This window comes from Nostoc edaphicum CCNP1411 (assembly GCF_014023275.1).
GTDB lineage: Bacteria > Cyanobacteriota > Cyanobacteriia > Cyanobacteriales > Nostocaceae > Nostoc > Nostoc edaphicum_A.
In genome coordinates this window covers 825,137-849,452 of record NZ_CP054698.1, presented here as the reverse complement: position 1 = coordinate 849,452, position 24,316 = coordinate 825,137, and the positions used below count along the sequence as shown (strand labels likewise).

The following is a 24,316-nucleotide window of genomic DNA, read 5'->3' as shown; positions in this document are numbered from 1 at the left end:
GATTCAATTAAGTAATTATTTGAGTATAAGAACTGAATCAGGGCGAAATAAAGCAGAAACAAATACTATAGCCTTGCATCTATACAAAGAATTTGCAGAAAATAATTAATTAAATTATGTCTGACATTTTTAAAAATCGCCTAGAAATCACAGGTAAACTCACCACAATTACAGCATTACGCATCAGTTCAGGACGCTCTAGTGAACCGATAGGATCTGATTTACCTGTTATTAAAGATGCCTTGGGTAATCCCTTAATACCGGGTTCGAGCTTTAAAGGAGCATTGCGATCGCGCCTCGAAAGTTTTCTTCGTAGTATCGTTGGAAATAATCGTAAATTAGTCGCAAACCCTGCAATTGAGGAAGAATGGTCACTTACATCTAATGAGCTTAAAAAAATCAAAGGACTTAATTTACAAGAGTTAATAATTCTGCATCAACTTCAGACAACAGAGGATTTTATTGATTTATCTTTGGATAAATTAATTGAATATATTCAAGATAAAAGTTTGCTCCCTGGAGATGAAATAAAGAAGCAGATTGTAGAAATAAAAGAACTGAATCTAGAACAATTAATAACCTTGCATCAAGTGTGGAAAACAGAATATTTCATAAGTTTATATTTTGAGGATGTAATGCAGCATATACAAGCCGGATATTTACTACCAGAAGATAAACTAAATAAATTGAAGGAAAAATACAATAATGACTTTGCTTTAACATCTGTAATTCAGCAAAATACTGACTTAGTTTCTTCTCTCTTTGGTTCACCCTGGATTGCTAGCAAATTCCAAGTACGAGATTTAACAGTGATATCTGATACTTGGTTTGGACAATACCAAGAAAGAGACGGTGTAGCCATCGATCGAGATACCGAAACAGCCGCAGATGGTAAACTTTACGATTTCCAAGTAGTTCCTGCTAGTACAGAGTTTGAATTTCGGGCTGTGGTAGAAAATGCCGAAGAATGGGAATTGGGACTGTTGATGATTGGATTACACCAGTTTGAAACCGAACAAATACCTCTGGGTGGGGGGCGATCGCGTGGCTTGGGTGTCGTTAAACTAGAAATTGACAAAATGCGCTGGTTTGATGTCAATAACGATCCAGAAAAATTACTGACATATCTACAAGAATTAGTCAGCAGTAATACAATTGATGACATATCGAGTTATGAAGATGGTAAGCAATCAAAAGAGACTTGGACTCATGCTCTCATCAATCATTTAAGAGACAATGTGAATAAGAGTTATACGGTTAAAGCAACACAAAATTCTTGAAGAGGTCAACATGGCTTTTAGTAGTTTCAAAACCATTGGTGAAGTTATCAAAGCATTTCAAGTAACCTACACAGAATCAAATTTCATCAGTGAAGTTCAATTCAATATTCCTGATTACTTCCGCGAAGATTTAGAACTGATGATGCGGGATGCTGTCGTTGACAACTCGGAGTTTGCTATTTGTGAAAATCTGATTTATCCCGTACTCAAAGAAGTCTGGAAAACCTACCGCCATCATTTTCTTTTATGGAGTCATCAATCCTTAAATTATGATGAAAATTTATCTGGTTTTCCTGAATATATTTTAGCTAAACGCTCACCATTGGGTAAAGTTGTCTTTGACAAGCCATACTTTATCTTAATTGAAGCAAAACAAGACAACTTTGAAGCAGGTTGGGCGCAATGTTTAGCAGAAATGATTGCTGCTCAAAGACTTAATGGAGAATATCAAATAGTCATTTTTGGTATTGTTTCCAATGGTGCGACATGGCAATTCGGCAAATTAGAAGGAGAAATATTTACTAGAAATGTCACTCCTTGCACCATTTACGAACTAGATAAGCTATTTGCTGCTGTTAATTTTGTCTTCCAACAGTGTGAAGCACAGCTAAATACTTTAGTAGCAGCTTAATCTGTATATTTGCCCAACTAAATCTAGTCATGCACAAAAAATTTGTTAATCATTGCACCATTGATTTAACCATTATTCCCGACGGGCCAATTCTAATTAAATCAGGTAAAGAAGGAGCCGATCCGACTAAGCCTGATATGGAATTTGTAGAAACCTATCATGCTGGCGGACGTTCTATATATTTACCTGGAAGCAGTTTAAAAGGTGCAATTCGCGCCCATGCAGAACGGATTGTGAGAACGGTGGGTAAAGACAGACGCGATCCAAATAATTCGGATATACTTTGGGCTAATGATCCGTTGAGTGATAAGTACGATTATCTCCAGAAAAAATCAGCACCAGATATTTACAAACTCTCTAGTTTTACAGACCAAATGTTTGGCAATACTTCCATTGCTAGCAGAGTCAGAATTGAAGATGCTTATCCTGATAAATCTCAGCCTCTCAAAATTGAAGAACGTAATGGTGTAGCAATTGATAGAGTGTTTGGTTCTGTAGCAGTTGGGCCTTTCAATTATCAAGTTTGTACTGCTGGTGAATTCCACACAAAAATTCATTTGAAAAACTTCACTTTAGCCCAATTAGGTTTAATTGGTTTAGTGTTGCGAGACTTGGATGATGGCTGGTTTGGTTTAGGTTTTGCCAAATCTCGTGGATTAGGTACTGTGCAGGTGAAATTAAATCAAGCCGTGGTGCAATATCCAGGTTGTGAATTGAAAGATAAACAAATTCACGCCTTTGGTAGTCAAAAACAATGGCCTCATACTTTCCTTTTAGGTGCTGGAGAATTTTTAGAATCTGAAGAAGCAAAATTATATAGTTTCCCTAAACCAGATAGCCAAGATACACCTGTTGCTGCACAAGAAATGGATTTAGGTTTTGGCGTGCAACTCACTTGGCGAGAAGGTACTGTTAATGATTTATTTGAGCGAGGCGTTAGGTCTTGGAGTAGTCTACTTGTGGGGTCAAGATGAATCCTTTTGTTGGTGTTAGCAAAGAATCTTTATCAGTACCTAAATTGCTAAAGTTAATCGCAAAATTGGCAACTCAACCTAGCTATTACTTCTTACGCTGGACTTATAAACTTAGTAAAGATTGGGAAATAGCACCCATAGAAACTGACTTTCCCATGATTGAAGGTCAGATGTTTAATCAAAATTTTGAACTCAGGTGGAAGCTAAAACGCAAGGATAGTTATGAAGTTCTACTTTTGAGTATAGCTGGTGAATATCCTGATTTTACAATAGTAGGTGAAGATTGGCAGACTCAAGACCAAGATGCTCATTTATATTCTTCTACTGAAACTCGTTTTCCTAAAGGTTTTCCATCTAAAAAATTGGATATCGCCCAGCGCTATTTTATCGATAAAAAAACGGCAACGGTACACTTTGTTGCTCTCACAGTTAAAAAATAAATATGACTAGTAACCGTCCTCAAAGACCTCAGCCACCAAGTAGGCCTAATCGTTCTAGTGGTGGAGGTTCATCGCCTGAACTTGCACCGAAACCTTATGAATTCGTCTCTTTTCCCAAAGAACGCCCTAACTTACAGCGTCCTATTGGACATCACAAATATTTTAGCGATCGCTTGCATGGCACTTTATATCTTACTCTAAAAGTGCAGACATCCCTCCACGTCTCCACAGGGGTAGTTTTCATGGGTAGCGACATTGGCAACAATCGCATTCCCTTAATCAAAACAATGGTACAGGGTATTGACCAAAAGCTCTCAATACAAGGTAGTTCCCTTAAAGGCTGCATTAGGTCTGTGTATGAGGCAATTACTAACAGTACTTTAGCAGTAATTACTAATAAATATAGAAGTCAAATCCCTACCGAACGTTTACCTTGTCGCAACAAAGAACAACTTTGCCCAGCTAGTCGAGTATTTGGTGCATTAGATTGGCAAGGTTTGCTTGATTTCAGCGATGCTAAATGTGAAAATATGGGCTTTTCTACAGGATTTATGCCTTCCTTGTATCGTCCCCGCCCAGATGAAAGTAATGCATACCTTATTCAAGGTAGAGTTGCAGGACGAAAATTTTACTACAACACAATTAGAGCAATTGATAAAGGGCAAAATTCTGGTATTCCTGTACAGCAAGCGGGAAGAGAATATATTTTCAAAACTAAATTAAATTTCAAGAATTTGCTACCAGAAGAGTTAGGAACTTTGTTGATTGTCTTAGGACAAGACTCTAAGTGTCCTATCGCTTTAAAAGTAGGTGGCGGTAAGCCGATTGGGATGGGAACTATGACAGTAAATATAGACAAAATTGCCCGATCGCAAAGTCTGCAAAAGCGATATTCTGCCTATCAACTGAATGAGTTTGATGAGTTAATGGGGGATGCTTTGCAACAGTTTATGCAAACACAAATCAAAGCAGCTTACTCGCGCCTGATTCAGCAACCCCAACTAGACGAACTTAAAGCTGTGCTGCGCTATCCAAGCGATCGCGAACCCCCATCTGGAATGTATTAATTATGACTATGGTTGAAATTTCTTCGGAATCTTTGACAGATGCACAGTGGGAAATTGCCCATGCGATCGCTCAAACGCTGGTAAAAGAAAATACAGATGTTAACGAATTGGGAAAAGCAGTTGCTTATCTCCGCGCATCCATCCACCAACCAGATCCTACCTCCAGGTTTTTCAAATATTTGAAAACCCTAGTGAGTAGTGGTAGACAAATTGGCCATAGTGGTAAAACCACAGATTATTACCGCAGTATCGATAAAGCTTGTAGTGATTATCTCAAAAATGTTCAAGATGCCTACACAATACTACAAATTTTAGGCTGGGTATCTCGCTTGATGCGTTACTACAAAGATGCAGGGCCAATTGGAGAAATTTCAACTCCCAGCACAGCTACTTTTGAGTCACCCCGCCAAGTGGAAATTAGCAAAGTTGCTAAATCCCAAAATTTTAAAGTTGACCAGATATTAGAGGCAACAGTGACTAAAATCAATGGGAACAAGGTCACTTATGAAATTTTGGGGACAATTAAGCTAACTGAAAAGGAAGCGAAGAAAGCTAGTTTGCTTCAAGAAGGGCAGACAGTTCAGGTGAAAATCGTATCTCTCAGGGACGATGGGAGTATTAAAAGCGTCAAATGTGTTGATTGATGAAGGGTTTTTTGCAACTGACTTTACCTCAAGTCATACAACATAATTTTGACTTTTTGCATAGCTCATCCCCAGAAGGGGATGAAAATAATTAGATTAACGCATCTTCTTCCCCTAAAGGGGATGGAAGTTGATACAATATTTGACATCATTTGCATAGCAATCAGCGATGCCAAAAGCAGCTATATCCACTAGGCGCAAAACCAAGACACAGCCAGAGTCTCTTCCCACATGGGCAGATGACACTGAACTGGTGGGATTGGTGTTTGAACTTGAGCCAACCACTTCCACTTCCCTCTACTCCCAGTACACAATTGGACTCCATGCCTGGTTTCTTGACCAAGTAAGGCAATTCAACCCAGAACTTTCTGCATATCTCCATGACGGAGAGTCAGAAAAGCCCTTCAATATTTCGGCGCTAGAAGGTCAACTCCTCGCCAGTGGAAGACAACTGCAATTGGAAGCCAAGCAAATTTACCGCTGGCACGTTAATGCTTTGTCTCCAAGAGTGGTGCAGTTTCTCAAACAATGGTTAACCCAACTGCCCCAAATTCTGGACTTAAGAGGTGCTCCCCTGCAAATAAAACAGGTGAGTATCGCCCATCCACCCACTACCTACGCGCAATTATTGCAGTCACAGCCAGAGAAACCCTCTAACGTCAACTTCAGCTTTGTCTCGCCTACCAGCTTTCGCCGCAAGGGTCATCATTTCCCCCTGCCGGTGCCAGTAAATCTCTTTCACAGCTATCTGCGTCGCTGGAATGACTTTTCAGGAATCCCAATCGCACAAGAAGCTTTTCTCGATTGGATAGATGAAGGGGTAATTATCCATCAGCATCGCTTGGAGTCGGTGAAGGTAGCGGCTGGCAAGCGAGGTTCAGTGACTGGGTTCACAGGGGCAATGTCTTGTAGTTTGAGTAAGGCGGCTTTGGCGAACTCTGAGTTTACCGAGTTGTTTTATGCTTTGGCTCGACTGGCTCCCTATTGCGGTACCGGACACAAAACTACTTTTGGACTGGGACAAACTCGCTTAGATTGGGTGGAACCAGTGGTAAACTTACCGACTCAGGTGCTAACAAATCTACTGGGAGAACGCATTGATGAGTTGACAGCGGTATTCACCGCACAACGAAAACGCACAGGAGGCGATCGCACTGATAAAATTGCTTCTACTTGGGCAACTATCCTAGCACGCAGAGAGATGGGAGAATCATTGCAGGTTATATCCCAAGATTTAGAGATGCCCTATGCTACTGTGAAAACTTACGTAAAGTTAGCCCGGCGGGCGCTCAAGGATAATGTCAATCAATGAAGAGGATTAGTTGTGATTGAGAAGAATATAAATTTCCGTTGAATAAGCCAAGCAAAAATGTGCCCATTTATACAATAAAGCAGTAATGATTGTTATAGGCTTGAAAAGCCCTTTACTTTTATACTTTTGGCGAAACTTCACCGCCAAAAAAGCACCAGAGCGATAGGAAATTACCTATGACCAAATGCGATTGATACTTATCAAACGTTAATCTGGTTAAGTTGAACATATTCCTGTCAACAGCATAGGTGACTTCCTACGCCCTGGTTATCTCTTTTAATTATTTTAGGTCAAGGGAACTAACGTAATAGCCAATACCATCCAGAACCTTTACGGGTTAGCCAAGAGTCGTCAAAGTCAGCATGATTATCATCTAAGTAGGGATGATAGGCGGGGACATCAGAAAAATCTGAGTCGTTTTGAGAGCGAATCCTGAAATTGCGACAACTTCCCTCTACTTCAATGATAACAGTGTGATTGCGATCGCTAGGAGTAGGTTGCAGGATGCTATCTCTAATACTTTGTCGTTTTCTATCTATGGCAAGACAACGCACTCTTACCAATGAGTTTTCATTGGGATTATCTAGCAAATAGGGAAGGATTTGAGACTCACGAATTGTGCGATAAGGATTGGCAGTTTGTGCGCTTGCAAAAGATGTTATGGACAAAAACATGGTTGTAGTCAGGATAATAATTTTCCCTCTTAGCCTGTTTTTCATAGTTTCTCCTAACGGCTAAAGAAAGCAATTGTTTGTTGTCCTTTGACTCTTATTTATTTTCCAACAATTGATTGACTTGCTGTCCGCGACGACCAGTTTTTATTTCATAGCGCTGGGTGAGGTTATCTTCGTAATTCATATCTCTAGCAGCGGCGGAGTTAACAAAAGCATCGCAATTCCTACCTTGAACAACTGTTGAAGAACTACTACTATTTTCCTCTGTGCGGTTGCTGCTTTGATCGCGGGAATTACTATTATTTTTACTACCTTGGCTAGAACCACTACCGCTAGCACCAATACCCAAAAAGCTAAAACCTCCACCACCACCGTCATTGTGGCTTTCGGCAGAACTGGAACGAGTATTGCTAGAGTTTACCAAGGCAAGTTTGCTAGAACTGCTGCGGGTGCTATTACCCAAGCCAACATCACTGCACAAAGCGCGGGGGTCATTTGCTAGTGTTTTCGGGTCAACCCAAGATTGATGGTCGCCTAATCCTTGAATTTCAGTATTACCAACTGGATTGCTAGGTGAGCCAGGAGTTGGAGTCCTAGGAATTACATTCCCTACAGCGGCTCCGGGCGTAATAGTAGCCGGTTTGAAGATACCAGTTGACTTAACATCAAAAGGGCCGGCGAAAGCTGGTAGTGTAATAGTTAGAAGTGCGGTAGCTGTTAGCAAAGAACTAGTTAAGTGACGGAATTTCATGGTCATTTTCCTAATGTTTAAGTGTTAGTGTGTTTTGGGTTTTAACCTCTTCACTTACCTAATAGGTTGACCTTTATTTGTTTATGCATCCTTGACCAAAATTTTTTAACTGCTGCTAGCAGTCACCAGGATCAATGTCAATATGCTTGGGTTAAGGGCTAATTGTACAAAATTGTGGGTTTTCGAGACGCGATAAATTGCCGTCTCTACAAGACGCGATAAATCGCCGTCTCTACAAGTGTTTTGGTCTTATCTGAACTGTATTGGGATTAATGTTACTTTTTGCCTAGAATTGGGATTAATAGGATGATAATTTTCATGTTTTAACCAAAATTATGCAGTATCCTCTGGAGCTAACCTTTAAATTCTGGGCTTTAGCACCACAAATATCTGTTGTTGATGCTCAAGGGAATTTGGCTTTCTATGTCAAACAGAAACTCTTCAAGCTCAAGGAAGCAATTACAATTTTTGCTGATGCTGAACAAAGTCTTCCTATATACTACATCAAAGCAGATCGCATTATTGACTTCTCGGCACGCTATAACTTTACCGATAGCAACGGTACTTACATTGGTTCAGTAAAACGACGCGGATTAAAATCTCTTTGGCGTGCGCGTTATGACATTTTTGATGGTGACACGACTGTTTTGAACATCCAGGAGAAAAATCCGTGGGTGAAAATTGCTGATGCTCTCTTTGCAGAAATCCCCATTGTGGGTATGTTCACTGGTTATGTTTTTAACCCAGTCTACCTGGTTAGCCGAGCTGATGGCACGATTGTGATGCGTTTGGAAAAAATCCCCACTTTCCTCTCCAGAAAATTTATCATCAAAGCTGTGGATCAACTCAGCGATCGCCAGGAGCAGCAAATTTTGTTAAGCTTGCTGATGATGCTACTGCTAGAACGAAACCGTGGCTAATCCGACTAAAAGCTGAAGCATGAAGGCACACCACTGAACCTCTACTCAGGTCAGTGGTGGTAGTTTACGCTTTACATTTCAAACAGCTTTAGTCTAACCAATTAATTTCTGCCAGCTAGCAGGCCCGATAATACCATCGGCATCTAAACCATTTTGCTTCTGAAAGTTCTTAACTGCAACCTCTGTTTGCGGCCCATAGACGCCATCATTATCAACTCCTAAACGGTATTGCAAGTATCTGACAACTGCACCACCGGCATGGTTTGGTCGAATAATTCGCTTTGCCAAAATTAGATTGATAGCATTCCATGTAACTGTATCAGCAACTCCAGTTGGCTGAACTCCAACAATAGTCTGAAATTTTTCTGTGGCGGATTTTGTGTTAGCCCCAATGAAGCCATCTTCTACTAAAACCTTACCATTTCTATCACTTATTTTGAATCTATTTAAGGCTTTTTGCAGTCTGAGAATAGTTTCATCTACATTATCTTCTTCATCTTGCACAGGGGGAACAGGAGCACTTGGCAGTTTACCAGTTAAGCCTTTAACAATTGCATTGGCCATTGTTTCTGGATTAAAAAGATTCATATCTTTTTGCGAATCAATGAAGCAACATTCTACAAGAATCGCAGGCATATTTGTATTTTTCAGGACATACAAGTGGGAACCACTCTTAACACCGCGATTAAAAAATCCCAACTTGACGATTTCATCTAATACAGGTTTAGCGATTTTTCTCCCATTTTCGCTAGTTGCAAATACTTCTGTGCCATTGGCTTGTCTGTTAAAAGCATTAAAATGAATCGAGACGTAAATATCTACTCTACTGGCATTAGCTGTAGAACATCTTTTTGATAGTGATTCGGTTACTGTTCTAGCACTACTTGGTTTACATACTACGACTTCATGTCCTAAAGCTCTTAACTTAGCTATAACTCTATTACCTACATCTAGAGTTAAATTATCCTCAACTTTGATTCCTCTAGCTCCTGTGTCTGGTGGACAATTGTGCCCACTATCAATTCCAAATTTCATGATTTCATCCTCAACTTACTTATTTTTACGCTAGGTCAAAACTTTTACAATTATAGAGACAAAGTTTTGTTAATAAATTTATTGAAGTACTTGTTAGCAACGCTTGCATTATTTTCAGCATTACTACGCTAGTAAACAAAATAAGTTTTTGTGCGAACTTGAACAGCAAATTTTATGTGGTAATATTCACTAATTCAAAGTGTATTGCCACATAAAACACAACCATTGTAATTTATCAATATCGGGAATAACCAGTTAATTTTTGCAATAAATTGAAATGCTGCAATTGCCTCCATTATTCAGATAATAACTCTTTATAAAAGTAGAAAGCTATGACAAATGTACCTAGTTGGATGCCCAAATCCCTAAACCGAACATGTTTTCTGATATGAATCTGGGCTTATAGAGTCGTAAACCCTTTACAGAATTTATCCTTGGCTTCCTGTTAACCCTGAGCAGCTTAACACATAATACTTTACACACTCAGTGCTGAGTGCTGAGTGCTGAGTGCTGAGTAAATTTAAGAAGTACTTAGTACTTTCGCACAGGGCGTAAAAGCCCCGCAAGAGTGTGGGTGGAATCTTCTTATAGAGAGAAGGTTGATACTCGCTTTTGGTGGGCGGTCTTTCAACTCAGCACTGGCTCAACGCCCCGCTATCCATGTACAGCACTTGGAACTCAGCACTCTTCATAGTATTAACGAATACGCGATCGCTTCTATACACTTGCGGGAGATCAATTAAATAGACTGCTTAATAAATGAGGCTAAATATGGGATCTTTAAATTTTGTGAAGTTACTGGATAATTTCATTAATAAATCAGATTTAGCTTAAACACATCACAACTTTTATCAAAATATCCCAAAGGCTTTGGTGATAGTGAAGCCCTAACTCCTTCAAGGAACTAATGACCGGAATCTGTGGGTAGATATTTAACAATCAGCCTGAAAGCACGTTTAAAATTTAAGTAAAGAAATATTTCGTAGTTTACAGGCATGAAACGCATCGTCTTGGTTGCTGGGTTTGAATCGTTCAACGCTGACTTGTATAGAAAAGCAGCCTTTTTGGCTAACTCTCGCTGTCTGGAGTTGGATATTCGGGTATTTAGCGATCGCGATCTTACCAACAAACGCACCGAGGTAGAAGCAGCACTTGATGGCGCTGATGTGTTTTTCGGCAGCCTCCTATTTGATTATGACCAGGTTGTGTGGCTGCGCGATCGCATTTCCAAAATTCCCATCCGCCTAGTCTTTGAGTCAGCCTTGGAATTGATGAGTTTAACCAAGCTGGGTGACTTTGCCATTGGCGACAAACCCAAAGGAATGCCCAAACCAGTTAAATTCATCCTCGACAAATTTAGCAACGGACGAGAAGAAGACAAACTCGCTGGTTACATCAGCTTCTTAAAAATTGGCCCCAAACTACTGAAATATGTCCCAGTGCAAAAAGTCCAAGACTTACGCAACTGGTTAATTATCTATGGTTACTGGAATGCTGGCGGCCCAGAAAACGTCGCTTCATTATTCTGGACACTGGCAGAAAAATACTTAGATTTAAAAGTCGGCGACATTCCCCCGCTAATTGAAACCCCCAACATCGGATTACTCCACCCCGACTATCCAGGTTTTTTTGAATCCCCCCGCGACTATTTGGAATGGTATCAGAAGAAGGGAATGGGGAATAGGGAGTGGGGAATAGAGAACATGACTAATTCCCATTCCCCACTCCCCACTCCCCACTCCCCAGTTATCGGAATTCTCCTCTACCGAAAACACGTCATCACCAAACAACCCTACATTCCGCAACTAATTCGCAGTTTTGAAAAAGCCGGCTTAACTCCTTTACCCATCTTCATCAACGGCGTAGAAGGACACGTGGCGGTACGAGATTTGATGACAACCGACTATGAAATTCAGCAACGACAACTAGGTAATATCGAGACAGCCTCACTTTCTAGTGAAGCAGTAAAAGTAGATGCGATCGTTTCCACAATTGGCTTTCCTTTAGTGGGTGGCCCGGCTGGTTCAATGGAAGCAGGGCGTCAGGTAGAAGTAGCAAAGCGCATCCTCACAGCCAAGAATGTACCTTATATTGTTGCAGCACCTCTATTAATTCAAGATATTTCCTCGTGGACACGCCAAGGTGTTGGCGGATTGCAAAGTGTGGTGTTGTACGCGTTACCAGAATTGGATGGGGCGATTGATACCGTTCCCCTCGGTGGTTTGGTGGGCGAAAATATTTATCTGGTTCCCGAACGAGTGCAGCGATTAATTGGTAGGGTGAAAACTTGGGTGTCTTTGCGGCAAAAACCTGCATCAGAACGCAAGATTGCCATAATTTTATATGGGTTTCCTCCAGGTTATGGCGCTGTGGGCACAGCTGCATTATTAAATGTACCGCGTAGTCTGCTGAAGTTTCTCCACGCACTCAAAGAACAAGGTTATACCGTGGGGGATTTACCGGAAGATGGAGAAGAATTGATTCGCTGGGTGAAAGAAGCGGATGAAGCTAATCCTCTTGTGGGGCAGTCGTCTCGCCTGCCCCTAGATAATGGCGGGCAAGATGCCCACCCCACAAATAGTGTAAATGTTCGCACATTAGAAAAATGGCTGGGATATCTGCAAACATCTCGCATCGAAAAACAATGGAAATCTCTCACGGGAACCGGAATTAAAACTTATGGCGATGAATTTCAGATTGGCGGTGTGCAATTAGGAAATGTGTGGATAGGAGTACAACCACCTTTGGGGATACAAGGCGACCCCATGCGCTTAATGTTTGAACGAGATTTAACGCCCCATCCGCAATATGTTGCTTATTATAAATGGCTGCAAAATGAGTTTCAAGCTGATGCTCTAGTTCACTTTGGGATGCATGGAACAGTGGAATGGTTGCCTGGTTCTCCTTTGGGTAATACTGGTTATTCTTGGTCGGATATTCTGTTAGGAAATTTGCCTAATCTATATATATATGCAGCAAATAATCCCTCTGAGTCCATGTTGGCAAAACGTCGTGGTTATGGTGTGTTGATTTCTCATAATGTACCGCCTTATGGTCGTGCAGGTTTATATAAAGAATTGGTGTCATTGCGGGATTTAATCTCGGAGTATCGCGAAGATCCGCAAAAGAATTATGTGCTTAAGGAAGGGATTTGTAAAAAAATTGTGGACTCTGGTTTAGATGCAGATTGTCCGTTTGAAGATGCGAAAAAATTAGGTATAGCCTTTACTCCCGAAAATGTTCGGATGTTTAGTAGTCATGCTTTTGATGATTATTTAGTGGAGTTGTATGAGTATTTACAAGTTTTAGAAAATCGGTTGTTTTCTTCTGGGTTGCATATTTTGGGAGAAGCACCAAATGAGGAGGAATTGGCGTCGTATTTGGAGGCTTATTTTGGGGATGAGAAAGGAATACCTGAAGAAAGAGAACAAGAGGAAAGACTAATAAAAGATTTGTTAATGCAATCTACGGATGAATTAACGAATTTATTAAGGGGTTTGAATGGGGAATATATTCCACCTGCGCCTGGTGGGGATTTGTTGCGGGATGGGGCTGGTGTGTTACCTACGGGGAGAAATATTCATGCTTTAGATCCTTATCGGATGCCTTCACCTGCTGCATACCAACGCGGACGAGAAATTGCTCAAAAAATTATCGCCCAGCATTTGGATGAACATGATAAATATCCAGAAACGGTGGCGGTGATGTTATGGGGATTAGATGCAATTAAAACTAAGGGTGAATCTCTGGGTATTCTGCTGGAATTGGTGGGGGCTGAACCTATTAAGGAAGGAACTGGCAGAATTGTTCGTTATGAATTGAAACCGTTGATAGAAGTTGGACATCCCCGTATTGATGTGTTGGGTAATTTATCTGGGATTTTCCGGGATAGTTTTGTAAATATCATCGAATTGTTGGATGATTTATTTCAACGGGCGACTGATGTTGATGAATCGGAAGATCAGAATTTTATTAGGAAACACGCTTTGGCTTTAAAAGCCCAAGGTGTGGAAAATGCATCAGCGAGATTGTTTTCTAACCCGGCGGGTGATTTTGGTTCTTTGGTAAATGATCGGGTTGTGGATGGTAACTGGGAATCTGGTGAGGAGTTGGGGAATACTTGGCAAAGTCGCAATGTATTCAGCTATGGGAGAGAAGATAAAGGTCAAGCTAGACCGGAAGTTTTGAATACGTTGTTAAAAACTAGCGATCGCATTGTTCAAGAAATCGATTCGGTAGAATATGGTTTAACGGATATTCAAGAATATTACGCCAACACCGGCGGTTTGAAAAAGGCGGCAGAAAAACAAAGCGGTAAGAAGGTTACAACCAGTTTTGTGGAAAGTTTCTCGAAAGATACTACACCCCGCAATTTAGATGATTTGCTACGAATGGAGTATCGCACCAAATTGGTAAATCCCAAATGGGCGCAAGCGATGGCCAATCAAGGTTCTGGTGGTGCATTTGAAATTTCCCAACGGATGACAGCGTTAATTGGTTGGGGTGGTACTGCCGATTTTACCGATGATTGGGTTTATGACCAAGCGGCTGATACTTATGCGTTAGATGCAGAAATGGCGGATAAATTACGCAAGGCAAATCCGGAAGCTTTTCGCAATATTTTAGGGAGAATGTTGGAGGCGCATGGGCGGGGTTTCTGGGAAGCTGATACTGATAAGTTAGATAAGTTGCGCCAATTATATGAGTTAACAGATGAGGAGTTGGAAGGTGTGACGGTTTAGTGAGTTGGGTATGTTAGTGTACGTCAGCATTTGATGTCTATCGGCTACGTCCAAGAGTTACCCAGTGCAAATGTCCAAGAAAGAACTCTGGAAGAAGCTAGAGAAAGTCTACGGGAAGCGATAGAGTTGATTTTAATATCAAACCGGGAACTCGCAGAGTCCTAGTTGCAAAAAAATTGTAGGTTGGGTGGAGGCTTTGCGTAACCCAACCTACGTCTACGTCTTAGAGGTTATTTGAAAAGTGTTTCGCTGTGAGTTTAGGCACTTTTAGATCCCCCTAAATCCCGCTTAAAAAGGGGAACTTTGAGAATTTTTTGCCCCCCTTAAAAAGGGGGGTTGGGGGGATCTAAAGGCTGTGAAGCTAATTTTCAATACTTGTGTGTACACCGTAGCCTTTTTAAGGGGGGAACCAGAATCAAAGTCTCCTTTTTATCCGATAATTTAGGGGGGTCTAAAATTTTTGATACCGACAAGAAGACATTTCAAACATCCTCTTATCAATTTAAAATATACCAAATACCATCATTACTTTTGGATAAAATATGATATCTTTTCTCAATTAATTCTAGAATCTTAGGAAACCCTTTTTTAATGCGACTCTCATCGTTATCACTAATAAATATATAAGGAGGCTTGGATAAATCTAACTCCTGTAGAAGTTGTGGCCATTGCTCAGATAGAAATAATTCAAGTGACCATCCATTTAATGATGTTGCTTGAGTACGACCAGATAAGTAGTAAATAGACGGGTCACCAGCAACAAAAATCTCACCAGGTAAATTTCCTGGTTGAGAGAGAAAGCTAATCTCGGAACGAAGCAATGTATAGTCTTCTCTAAATACAGTCTGATATTTAAATCGTGTCTCTTCAGTTAAAGCAAAATTATTCTTAACTAGAGCCACACTCTTGAATTGGAAATTTAATAATAAAGGTAATAAAAATAAAAATGACACCAGAACCTTAATTCGTCGTGAACTCAATTCTTTGAAAGGCTGCCATAATATATCTAAACCTTTAGTTGCTAAAATACCTGTAGGTACAAATAACAGTAAATAATGGTAACTCCATAGTGATCTGGCTTGTAGAACAATCATACCCAACCCTAAAACAAACCAAACAACAAGTAGCAAAGTCAATAAATTCTTACCCTGACGCAAGGATACATTTACTGCAACAATAGCAATTAAAACTAGAGTGACAAAATTTTTTAAGAACCATGCTGTTCCAAAAACTAACTTAGATATATTAAAAGTGCCATCAGCAACCACTTGCCTGGGATATACAAAAAATGTTTTATATACAATTGATAAACTATTAACTCCAGCAAAGTAGCTGACAACAACTAGAATAGGAAAAATAAGTCCTAGAAAAATTGGTACGCAAATTTCAATAAAGATTTTTTGAAATTTTTGATGTTTGATTAATACCGAATGGAGTAAGATAGTTAGCCAGAAAGCAAGCAAAATAGGCAGAAATATTAATTTAAATATCAGGACAATCCCACCCATAAAGCCTGATATTAAAAGTTGAATAAATCTCGGCTTGCCTTCATGATTAAAAGATTGATAAGTCAGCCAAAGGCATATAAATAAAGGAAAACCAACTAGTCCTTCTACTTGAGTAAATTGCCGATGATATGAAGAAATATAGTAAGCACTAACCGTTAATAAAGGTACTAAGCTTGCGATTATCCGATGCTGAAAATAAGTTTTTAAAGTTAGTTGCAATATTATGGAGAAAAACACCATATAAATAAGTTCAAATATATGGACGCCAATCTCATTGAAACCAAACAAATTTCCTGCTAAAAAATAAAAGTAATAAATTCCAGGTTGCTTTAAATCCCAAAAATCCCGATAGAGTACCTTTCCTTGTTGCATCTCCAAAGCACCTATTGTAAATAGTGCTTGATCTCCTGAAAATGGAAAAGGTAAATGTATCAAACCAATTATGACAACAGAAATTAAAACCAGAAAGTCAATTTTACTTAATTTAGAAAGATTAATCATGAAAATTTACTCCTATTGAATAAATATAATATTGTCAAGCCAATTAATTACTCTAAATCGTTTTATTAAAACAAGCTAAACTTGATTTGTTATTTTTTACATTTAAAATCTAGCTTTAATAAGGCTATGTCAGAAAAAATGTTACTAGGAGTTGGCAGCCGTTACGGTAAAACCAGCCCAGAATACGAGATGGCGGGTGGTGCGCGACGGGGTAATACCAAGAAGAAGCGAAGCGTACTAGGCAGTTCCAAACTCAGCGATTCTTTAGCAGCTGATTCTGTGAAGCTTTCTTCTGCAAATGGATCTATGAATGGGGTGTCGGGTGCGATCGCGAATTGAGTAAAATCCAATTGGGGTTTATTGTCAACTTAAGCTCAAACACTCAATTTATCGTGGTTTGAGATCCCCCAACCTCTTAAAAAGGGGGCACTAGTTCCTCTTTTTTAAGGCTACGGTGTATAAGGCAAATTACCCCCCTTTATCCCCCCTTGCAAAGGGGGGAAATAGAAATCTAGTTCCCTCCCCTTTGCAAGGGGAGGGTTAGGGTGGGGTAAAACTAACGCAAAAAACCAGGGAAGTAAACTATTTCAGACTTGTTTATTTCTTCAACTGCTGCACAAATGCATTATGTTCCGGTGACTTCAACCCCGCTTGCACCACCTCTAACACTCGCACCATCTGATTGTTTAACAGCGCCTCCACCGCTAACCACAAACCCGGAAACACCTGAGAGCGAATAATTCCATCTGCACCGGGAGATAGCAATTGATAGTCGCCATCAATTAGGCAAAACCATTCAATTTTATTCTCGTAAGATTGCCAGATTACGTACTCCAACACCCCATTACGGCGATAAACCTGCTTTTTGCTGCCTGTATCGATCGCCACGCTACTCGCAGCAATTTCAACAATCAATTCGGGAGATCCTTCAATGTAACCGTCGCGGCTCAAACGGGTTTGTCCGCCTGAATCTGGTTCAATAAACAGCACTACATCTGGCTGGGGTTCATTGTCTAAATCTAGTCTGACGGTTGGTTCAACGCTTAAGTCAACGCCAGGAGTCAGTGATTGGTAGACTCCTAACCAAGTTATCACCCGACTGTGGGGTTTGCCATGTTGCTCATGTCTAAAGGGAGATGCCACATAAACGATTCCTTCAATCAGTTCTGCTTTCTTGATCTGGGGTGCAGCCGCATAACGCCGTTCAAATTCAGGGCGAGTTAGGCGATCGCCACTTTCAAGCGGAGGCAGATGTCTCTGGGCTGAGTACTCTCTAACCATTTGCCAATCCTTTGAGTTGCCGGATATTTCTGACTTTAGCAAACCTCAGTTATCAGTTAGAATTTGTTGATTTGCTGCTTTCCTCAAATTCCAAAAATCAAAAAACGTAATGTTAATTGTCATCTTGTGTTTTACTGTGCGATGCTGTATTCGCCGACAATTGATGCTGCATAACATAGGCCAACTAGCTATCATTAGCTAAGTGGTATGTCAGATACGACGGCAATACCATTTAGTTTGCAGTCTTTATCAACTGCTTACACTCGCATCCATAAAAATTAGTTTAATTCACTTTCTATTCCCTACTCTCTATTTTCATCCGCATTACCTAAAAGTTATCTCACTAGGTACGGGATACAAAAAATACAAAAAATTTCTCAAGATTCAAGATTAAGGATAAGGCTATGGCAACCGAACAGTTAACTAAAGACAGCGACAATCTAGATTTAAATCAGCTATTAAGAACGCTGAATGCTGTTAAACAGGGTGACTTCTCGGCTCGGATGCCCATAGATCATACTGGTGTGGCGGGAAAAATCGCTGATACGCTCAATGATATTATTGATCAAAATGAGCGAATGGCGGCCGAACTACAACGGATTGGTAATGTTGTCGGCAAAGAAGGCAAAATTGCCGATCGCGCCTCTCTCGGAGATGTTCGTGGTTCTTGGTCAGATTGTGTTGCTTCTGTCAATACTCTGATTACAGATTTAGTTCAACCAACTGCTGAAACTACTCGTGTAATTCGGTCAGTCGCCAATGGTGACTTATCCCAAACGATCGCAACAGAAATTGACGGTAGACCCCTCCAAGGTGAATTTCTCCAAACTGCTAAGATTGTCAACACGATGGTAGATCGCCTCGGTTCCTTTGCATCGGAAGTTACCAGGGTTGCCCGTGAGGTGGGAACTGAAGGGAAGTTAGGTGTCCAAGCTGAAGTGCAAGGTGTGGCGGGTACTTGGAAAGATTTAACTGATAACGTAAACTTGATGGCGGGTAATCTCACTGGTCAAGTTCGTAACATCGCCGAAGTTGCTACCGCGATCGCAAATGGCGATCTATCAAAAAAAATCACTGTCGATGTGAAAGGCGAAATTCTGGAACTCAAGAACACTGTCAACACGATGGTGGATCAACTGAATTCTTTTGCATCAGAAGTGACAAGAGTTGCCCGTGAGGTGGGAACTGAAGGGAAGTTGGGCGTCCAAGCAGAAGTGCGGGGAGTGGCGGGTACTTGGAAAGATTTAACAGACAATGTGAACTTAATGGCGGGTAATCTCACCGGACAAGTTCGCAACATCGCCGAAGTTGCCACTGCGATCGCCAATGGTGATCTATCGAAAAAAATCACTGTCGATGTCAGAGGTGAAATTCTCGAACTCAAGAACACCATCAATATTATGGTGGATCAACTCAGTTCTTTTGCTAGTGAAGTAACGCGGGTTGCCCGTGAAGTGGGAAGTGAAGGTAAACTGGGCGTTCAAGCAGAAGTCAAAGGTGTAGCCGGCACTTGGAAAGACTTGACCGACAGCGTAAACTTTATGGCGGGAAGTTTAACGGCACAGGTGCGGAATATTGCCGAAGTGACTACTGCTGTGGCAAATGGCGATTTATCCAAGAAAATTACCGTTGATGTCAAAGGCGAAATTTTGGAGTTGAAAAACACCATCAACACAATGGTGGATCAACTTAGTTCCTTTGCTAGTGAAGTAACGCGGGTGGCGCGGGAAGTAGGAACTGAAGGCAAACTGGGTGTGCAAGCAGAAGTGCGTGGAGTGGCTGGCACTTGGAAAGACTTGACCGACAATGTAAACTCAATGGCCGGGAACCTCACCGATCAAGTACGAAACATTGCCGAAGTTGCAACTGCGATCGCCAATGGTGACTTATCCAAGAAAATTACTGTTGCTGTCAAAGGCGAAATTCTCGAACTCAAAAATACCATCAATATTATGGTGGATCAACTCAACTCCTTTGCAAGTGAAGTCACAAGGGTGGCGCGGGAGGTGGGAAGTGAGGGTAAATTGGGTGTTCAAGCAGATGTGCGCGGCGTGGCTGGTACTTGGAAAGATTTGACTGATAGCGTGAATTTTATGGCGGGAAGCTTGACGGCACAGGTGCGAAACATTGCCGCCGTTACCACCGCCGTAGCTAATGGCGACTTATCTAAAAAAATCTCCGTTGATGTCAAAGGTGAAATTTTAGAGTTGAAAAACACCGTCAACACGATGGTAGATCAACTCAATTCCTTTGCAAGTGAAGTGACGCGAGTTGCTCGTGAGGTGGGAACTGAAGGTAAACTGGGCGTACAAGCAGAAGTTAAAGGTGTAGCCGGCACTTGGAAAGATTTAACCGACAGTGTAAACTTCATGGCGGGAAGCTTGACAGCGCAAGTGCGGAACATTGCCGAAGTTACCACAGCCGTAGCAAACGGCGACTTATCTAAAAAAATCACCGTCGATGTCAAAGGTGAAATTCAGGAACTCAAAAACACCATTAATACAATGGTGGATCAGCTAAATTCCTTTGCATCGGAAGTTACCAGAGTTGCCCGTGAGGTGGGAACGGAAGGTAAATTGGGCGTGCAAGCTTACGTCAGAGGAGTTGCTGGAACCTGGAAAGATTTAACAGATAACGTGAACTCAATGGCGGGGAACCTCACCGGACAAGTTCGCAACATCGCCGAAGTTACGAAAGCAGTAGCAAATGGTGACCTTTCCAAGAAAATTACCGTCGATGCCAAAGGCGAAATTTTGGATTTGAAGAACACCACCAACACGATGGTAGATCAACTCAGTTCCTTTGCCAGTGAAGTGACGCGGGTGGCGCGGGAAGTAGGAACTGAAGGGAAATTGGGCGGACAAGCGCAAGTCCAAGGTGTTGCGGGGACTTGGAAAGATTTAACAGATAACGTTAACTCGATGGCGGGGAACTTAACAGCCCAAGTACGCGGTATTGCCAGAGTGGTGACAGCCGTTGCTAACGGTGACTTGAAACGGAAACTGATGCTAGATGCCAAGGGAGAAATTGAAACCTTAGCAGAGACAATCAACGAGATGATTGATACCCTAGCAACCTTTGCCAATCAAGTAACCACAGTGGCGCGGGAAGTGGGAATTGAAGGGAAGTTGGGTGGACAAGCTAGAGTACCGGGGGCAGCTGGAACTTGGAAAGATTTGACAGATAATGTAAATGAACTTGCTGCGACACTGACAACTCAGTTAAGAGCGATCGCAGAAGTTGCTACAGCTGTAACTAAAGGTGATTTAACTCGTTCAATTGCCGTCGAAGCATTAGGGGAAGTAGCAATACTTAAAGACAACATCAACCAAATGATTGCCAACCTGCGGGAGACAACGCAGAAAAACACCGAACAAGACTGGTTGAAAACTAACTTAGCCAAGTTTACCCGAATGCTCCAAGGTCAGCGAGACTTGGAAACTGTATCTAAATTAATTCTCTCAGAACTAGCACCTTTGGTAGGAGCGCAACACGGCGTATTTTTCCTTATGGAGTCTGGGGAAAATATCGCGTATTTGAAACTAATTAGTAGCTACGCTTACCGCGAACGCAGACATCTAGCTAACCGCTTCCAATTGGGTGAAGGTTTGGTGGGACAATGCGCTTTAGAAAAAGAGCGAATTCTGCTAACGGAAGTACCGAACGATTATGTCAAAATTGGCTCTGGTTTAGGAGAAGCTACGCCTCTCAATGCCGTGGTGTTACCTGTACTGTTTGAAGGACAGGTGACAGCAGTGATTGAATTAGCCTCCTTTCGCCGCTTTAGCGAAATACATCTGACATTCTTCGACCAACTTACCGAAAGTATAGCGATCGTCCTCAACACGATCGCAGCATCGATGCGAACGGAAGAATTACTCAAGCAATCGCAATCTTTAGCCGAAGAACTACAAACCCAACAAAGCGAACTCCGAGAAACCAACCAGCGTTTAGAACAACAAGCCCAATCACTCAAAGCCTCCGAAGATTTACTCAAAGGACAGCAAGAGGAACTGCAACAAACCAACGCCGAATTAGAAGAAAAGGCAGAATTGTTAGCTCAACAAAAGAAAGAAGTCGAGCGCAAAAATCGTGAAATTGAACAATCAAGACTGTCTTTAGAAGATAAGGCGGAACAACTCGCCCTTTCTTCAAAATACAAGTCAGAATTTCTCGCCAATATGTCCCATGAATTACGGACACCGCTCAACAGCTTGTTGATTTTGGCCAAGCTGTTAACAGATAACATCGATCGCAACCTCACCGCCAAGCAAGTCGAATACAGCCAAACAATTTACTCAGCCGGTACTGACTTGTTGACGTTAATTAATGACATTTTGGATCTCGCCAAAATCGAATCTGGAACGATGTCCATTGACATGACTCAAATGCCATTGGCAGAGTTGGGTGAGCAGATTGAGCGTACCTTCCGAGAAATAGCTCAGAGTAAAGGACTTGCTTTCGCAATTGAATTTACTCCCGAATTGCCAAACAGCATTTATACAGATGTCAAACGTATACAACAGGTGTTGAAAAATCTCCTCTCCAACGCTTTTAAATTTACAGAGCAAGGAGAAGTACGCTTACGGATTGCGGTGGCCAAGCTAGGCTGGAGCAACGACCATCAAACCTTAAATCGCGCCCAGATGGTGATTGCCTTCTCAGTCAGCGATACAGGTATTGGCATTGCCCCCGACAAACAAAAAGTGATTTTTGAGGCATTCCAGCAAGCCGATGGCTCTACCAGTCGCAGATATGGCGGCACCGGATTAGGCTTATCAATTAGCCGCGAAATCGCCCGTCTCTTCGGCGGTGAAATTAAACTAATCAGTCAACCAGGTGAAGGTAGCACCTTTACATTCTATTTACCACAATCGATTGCTGAGTCTAGATCGGCACTCCTCACTCCCTACTCCCTACTCCCCGCTCCCCACCCCCCACTCCCCACTCCCCACTCAGCACTAAGCACTCAGCACTCAGCACTAATTAGTGACGATCGCACTACTATAGAAAGAGGCGATCGCGTCTTACTAATTGTCGAAGATGACGTGAATTTTGCGCGTATCCTTCTAGAGATGGCGCAACAGCATGGATTTAAGGTGATAACAGCCCAAACCGGCAGTACAGGTTTGATGTTAGCGCAGCAATTCCAGCCTTCAGCCGTTTTGCTAGATATCCGGTTGCCAGAAATGGATGGTTGGACGGTATTGGATCGTCTAAAACATGACCCAAATACCCGCCACATTCCCGTACATATCATGACCGTAGAGGAAGGCAGACAACGCGGTTTACAACTAGGTGCGATCGCATATCTGCAAAAGCCCTTAACCAGCGAGACAATATCCGAGGCGTTGAGCAAAATTAAAGGTTTCGTTGAGCGCCAGGTGAAAAATTTATTGGTAGTGGAAGACGACGACACTCAACGGCTGAGTATTGTTGAGTTAATTGGCAACAGCGATGTTTCGACCATTGCAGTTGCCACTGGTGCAGCAGCATTAGAAGCCATCCGCTCACAGCATTTTGATTGCCTTGTCCTCGACTTAGGGCTACCAGACATGACCGGGTTTGAACTGATCGAGCAGATAAAACTTCTACCTAACGGCAAAACTTTGCCAATTATTGTCTACACAGGTAGAGAAATTAGCAAAACTCAAGAAACGGAACTCAGACGGATTGCAGAGACAATCATTATTAAAGATGTGCGATCGCCCGAACGTCTCCTTGATGAAACAGCATTATTTTTACATCGAGTCCAAGCAAATTTACCAGCACCCAAGCGACAAATACTCGAACAACTGCATTCACAAGACTACTTACTCACAGGCAAAAAAGCGCTAATTGTAGACGACGATATGCGTAATATTTTCGCCCTTACTAGTATGCTAGAGCGTTATCAAATACAGGTTTTATATGCTGAAAATGGCAGAGAGGGAATCACTCTGTTACAAAATACACCAGATATTGATGTCATTTTGATGGACGTAATGATGCCAGAAATGGATGGTTACGAAACAACACGCTTAATCCGCCAAAACGATCAATTTAAATCTTTGCCGATTATTGCACTGACCGCTAAAGCCATGCAAGGCGATCGCGAGAAGTGTATAGAAGCAGGTGCATCAGATTACATCACCAAACCCGTAGATACCGAGCAATTGCTGTCTCTATTGCGTGTTTGGCTATACCGTTAATTTGATCTAGAAAACCTTACTTTCATTTCCAATACGGTTCAGGTTTTGGATTTTAAACTGGAATTTGGTTTGGAAAAAAGGTTAAAGGGGAAGGGTTAAACCAATTCTTTATGAAGACGCATAGAAAGAACCCCACCGCCTGACATGTACAAACAAGTCTAATTACCCCCCTTAATCCCCCCTTGCAAAGGGGGGAAATAGAAAATCTAGTTCCCTCCCCTTTGCAAGGGGAGGGTTAGGGTGGGGTAAAACCTTGATTAATCAGCGATTTCAGACTTGTGTGTACACCGTAGCCTTGGTAGACGTGAGTTCGACAAGAGTCTTATTTTACCTCTCCCCCAGCCCCTCTCCGACGCGGAGAGGGG

At 41.7% G+C, this 24,316-nt stretch carries 17 protein-coding genes; 12 read left to right on the top strand and 5 right to left on the bottom strand.

All coding sequences use genetic code 11. The annotated features are described in order from the left end of the window. Window positions 1-116 precede the first annotated feature (116 nt). The 7 genes from csx7 (at window position 117) to cas6 (ending at window position 6,348) form a co-directional block, all read left to right on the top strand. A complete protein-coding gene (gene csx7 / locus HUN01_RS06290; protein WP_181930550.1) occupies window positions 117-1,280 on the top strand; it encodes a type III CRISPR-associated RAMP protein Csx7 in 1,164 nt (387 codons plus the stop codon). A gap of 10 nt (window positions 1,281-1,290) precedes the next feature. Further along, the gene (locus tag HUN01_RS06285) at window positions 1,291-1,911 is read left to right on the top strand and encodes a hypothetical protein (RefSeq protein ID WP_181930549.1); all 621 of its coding nucleotides are present in this window, start codon (window positions 1,291-1,293) and stop codon (window positions 1,909-1,911) included. Between the two features lie 29 nt (window positions 1,912-1,940). After that, entirely contained in the window at window positions 1,941-2,885 is a 945-nt protein-coding gene (locus tag HUN01_RS06280; protein ID WP_181930548.1) for an RAMP superfamily CRISPR-associated protein, read from the top strand. Then, entirely contained in the window at window positions 2,882-3,325 is a 444-nt protein-coding gene (locus HUN01_RS06275; protein ID WP_181930547.1) for a hypothetical protein, read from the top strand. Before HUN01_RS06280 ends, HUN01_RS06275 begins: the two co-directional genes overlap by 4 nt. Before the next feature lie 2 nt (window positions 3,326-3,327). Next, window positions 3,328-4,392: an RAMP superfamily CRISPR-associated protein gene (locus tag HUN01_RS06270; protein WP_181930546.1), complete on the top strand. Its 1,065-nt coding sequence runs from the start codon at window positions 3,328-3,330 to the stop codon at window positions 4,390-4,392. A gap of 2 nt (window positions 4,393-4,394) precedes the next feature. Next, window positions 4,395-5,036 (top strand): hypothetical protein, encoded by a 642-nt coding sequence (locus HUN01_RS06265; protein WP_181930545.1) that lies wholly within the window; start codon window positions 4,395-4,397, stop codon window positions 5,034-5,036. Window positions 5,037-5,205: 169 nt separating this feature from the next. Next, entirely contained in the window at window positions 5,206-6,348 is a 1,143-nt protein-coding gene (gene cas6, locus HUN01_RS06260) for a CRISPR-associated endoribonuclease Cas6 (RefSeq protein WP_181930544.1), read from the top strand. Window positions 6,349-6,647: 299 nt separating this feature from the next. Here the strand turns inward: cas6 and HUN01_RS06255 are convergent, their stop codons facing one another. Together HUN01_RS06255 and HUN01_RS06250 are read right to left on the bottom strand one after the other, a co-directional pair. Next, on the bottom strand, window positions 6,648-7,067 hold the full coding sequence (locus tag HUN01_RS06255) for a hypothetical protein (RefSeq protein ID WP_181930543.1): 420 nt from the start codon (window positions 7,065-7,067) through the stop codon (window positions 6,648-6,650). A gap of 49 nt (window positions 7,068-7,116) precedes the next feature. Next, complete coding sequence (locus tag HUN01_RS06250; protein ID WP_181930542.1) at window positions 7,117-7,773, bottom strand: hypothetical protein; 657 nt, start codon at window positions 7,771-7,773, stop codon at window positions 7,117-7,119. Window positions 7,774-8,108: 335 nt separating this feature from the next. On the opposite strand from HUN01_RS06250, the gene HUN01_RS06245 reads away from it, so the two are divergent. Then, window positions 8,109-8,693, top strand: a complete 585-nt coding sequence (locus HUN01_RS06245) for an LURP-one-related family protein (RefSeq protein WP_181930541.1) — start codon at window positions 8,109-8,111, stop codon at window positions 8,691-8,693. Between the two features lie 93 nt (window positions 8,694-8,786). On the opposite strand, the gene HUN01_RS06240 is transcribed toward HUN01_RS06245, so the two are convergent. Next, window positions 8,787-9,728, bottom strand: coding sequence for an N-acetylmuramoyl-L-alanine amidase (locus HUN01_RS06240; RefSeq protein WP_181930540.1), 942 nt, complete (start codon window positions 9,726-9,728; stop codon window positions 8,787-8,789). A 995-nt stretch (window positions 9,729-10,723) separates the two neighbouring features. Here HUN01_RS06240 and bchH point away from each other — a divergent pair. Continuing rightward, complete coding sequence (bchH, locus tag HUN01_RS06235; protein ID WP_181930539.1) at window positions 10,724-14,470, top strand: magnesium chelatase subunit H; 3,747 nt, start codon at window positions 10,724-10,726, stop codon at window positions 14,468-14,470. Between the two features lie 33 nt (window positions 14,471-14,503). Beyond that, the gene (locus HUN01_RS35980) at window positions 14,504-14,635 is read left to right on the top strand and encodes a type II toxin-antitoxin system HicB family antitoxin (protein WP_181930538.1); all 132 of its coding nucleotides are present in this window, start codon (window positions 14,504-14,506) and stop codon (window positions 14,633-14,635) included. A gap of 332 nt (window positions 14,636-14,967) precedes the next feature. Here HUN01_RS35980 and HUN01_RS06225 read toward each other — a convergent pair whose 3' ends face one another. After that, window positions 14,968-16,479 carry a glycosyltransferase family 39 protein gene (locus tag HUN01_RS06225; protein ID WP_181930537.1) on the bottom strand — a complete coding sequence of 504 codons (1,512 nt, stop codon included), beginning with the start codon at window positions 16,477-16,479 and terminating at the stop codon, window positions 14,968-14,970. 126 nt (window positions 16,480-16,605) lie between these two features. Here HUN01_RS06225 and HUN01_RS06220 point away from each other — a divergent pair, with 126 nt between their 5' ends. Next, complete coding sequence (locus HUN01_RS06220; protein ID WP_238846021.1) at window positions 16,606-16,818, top strand: hypothetical protein; 213 nt, start codon at window positions 16,606-16,608, stop codon at window positions 16,816-16,818. 258 nt (window positions 16,819-17,076) lie between these two features. Here the strand turns inward: HUN01_RS06220 and HUN01_RS06215 are convergent, their stop codons facing one another. Further along, the gene (locus tag HUN01_RS06215; protein WP_181930536.1) at window positions 17,077-17,760 is read right to left on the bottom strand and encodes a Uma2 family endonuclease; all 684 of its coding nucleotides are present in this window, start codon (window positions 17,758-17,760) and stop codon (window positions 17,077-17,079) included. Between the two features lie 404 nt (window positions 17,761-18,164). Here HUN01_RS06215 and HUN01_RS06210 point away from each other — a divergent pair, with 404 nt between their 5' ends. Beyond that, window positions 18,165-23,951, top strand: coding sequence for a HAMP domain-containing protein (locus HUN01_RS06210; protein ID WP_181930535.1), 5,787 nt, complete (start codon window positions 18,165-18,167; stop codon window positions 23,949-23,951). Window positions 23,952-24,316: the final 365 nt, after the last annotated feature.

What these genes read in the sequence shown, in the direction of transcription:
- csx7 (WP_181930550.1), top strand. Translation starts at nt 117, where the DNA reads ATGTCTGACATTTTTAAAAATCGCCTAGAAATCACAGGTAAACTCACC.
- HUN01_RS06255 (WP_181930543.1), bottom strand. Translation starts at nt 7,067, where the DNA reads ATGAAAAACAGGCTAAGAGGGAAAATTATTATCCTGACTACAACCATG.
- HUN01_RS06270 (WP_181930546.1), top strand. Translation starts at nt 3,328, where the DNA reads ATGACTAGTAACCGTCCTCAAAGACCTCAGCCACCAAGTAGGCCTAAT.
- HUN01_RS06225 (WP_181930537.1), bottom strand. Translation starts at nt 16,479, where the DNA reads ATGATTAATCTTTCTAAATTAAGTAAAATTGACTTTCTGGTTTTAATT.
- HUN01_RS06210 (WP_181930535.1), top strand. Translation starts at nt 18,165, where the DNA reads ATGGCAACCGAACAGTTAACTAAAGACAGCGACAATCTAGATTTAAAT.
- HUN01_RS06275 (WP_181930547.1), top strand. Translation starts at nt 2,882, where the DNA reads ATGAATCCTTTTGTTGGTGTTAGCAAAGAATCTTTATCAGTACCTAAA.
- bchH (WP_181930539.1), top strand. Translation starts at nt 10,724, where the DNA reads ATGAAACGCATCGTCTTGGTTGCTGGGTTTGAATCGTTCAACGCTGAC.
- HUN01_RS06245 (WP_181930541.1), top strand. Translation starts at nt 8,109, where the DNA reads ATGCAGTATCCTCTGGAGCTAACCTTTAAATTCTGGGCTTTAGCACCA.
- HUN01_RS06240 (WP_181930540.1), bottom strand. Translation starts at nt 9,728, where the DNA reads ATGAAATTTGGAATTGATAGTGGGCACAATTGTCCACCAGACACAGGA.
- HUN01_RS06280 (WP_181930548.1), top strand. Translation starts at nt 1,941, where the DNA reads ATGCACAAAAAATTTGTTAATCATTGCACCATTGATTTAACCATTATT.
- HUN01_RS06265 (WP_181930545.1), top strand. Translation starts at nt 4,395, where the DNA reads ATGACTATGGTTGAAATTTCTTCGGAATCTTTGACAGATGCACAGTGG.
- HUN01_RS06285 (WP_181930549.1), top strand. Translation starts at nt 1,291, where the DNA reads ATGGCTTTTAGTAGTTTCAAAACCATTGGTGAAGTTATCAAAGCATTT.
- HUN01_RS06250 (WP_181930542.1), bottom strand. Translation starts at nt 7,773, where the DNA reads ATGAAATTCCGTCACTTAACTAGTTCTTTGCTAACAGCTACCGCACTT.
- HUN01_RS06215 (WP_181930536.1), bottom strand. Translation starts at nt 17,760, where the DNA reads ATGGTTAGAGAGTACTCAGCCCAGAGACATCTGCCTCCGCTTGAAAGT.
- HUN01_RS35980 (WP_181930538.1), top strand. Translation starts at nt 14,504, where the DNA reads ATGTCTATCGGCTACGTCCAAGAGTTACCCAGTGCAAATGTCCAAGAA.
- HUN01_RS06220 (WP_238846021.1), top strand. Translation starts at nt 16,606, where the DNA reads ATGTCAGAAAAAATGTTACTAGGAGTTGGCAGCCGTTACGGTAAAACC.
- cas6 (WP_181930544.1), top strand. Translation starts at nt 5,206, where the DNA reads ATGCCAAAAGCAGCTATATCCACTAGGCGCAAAACCAAGACACAGCCA.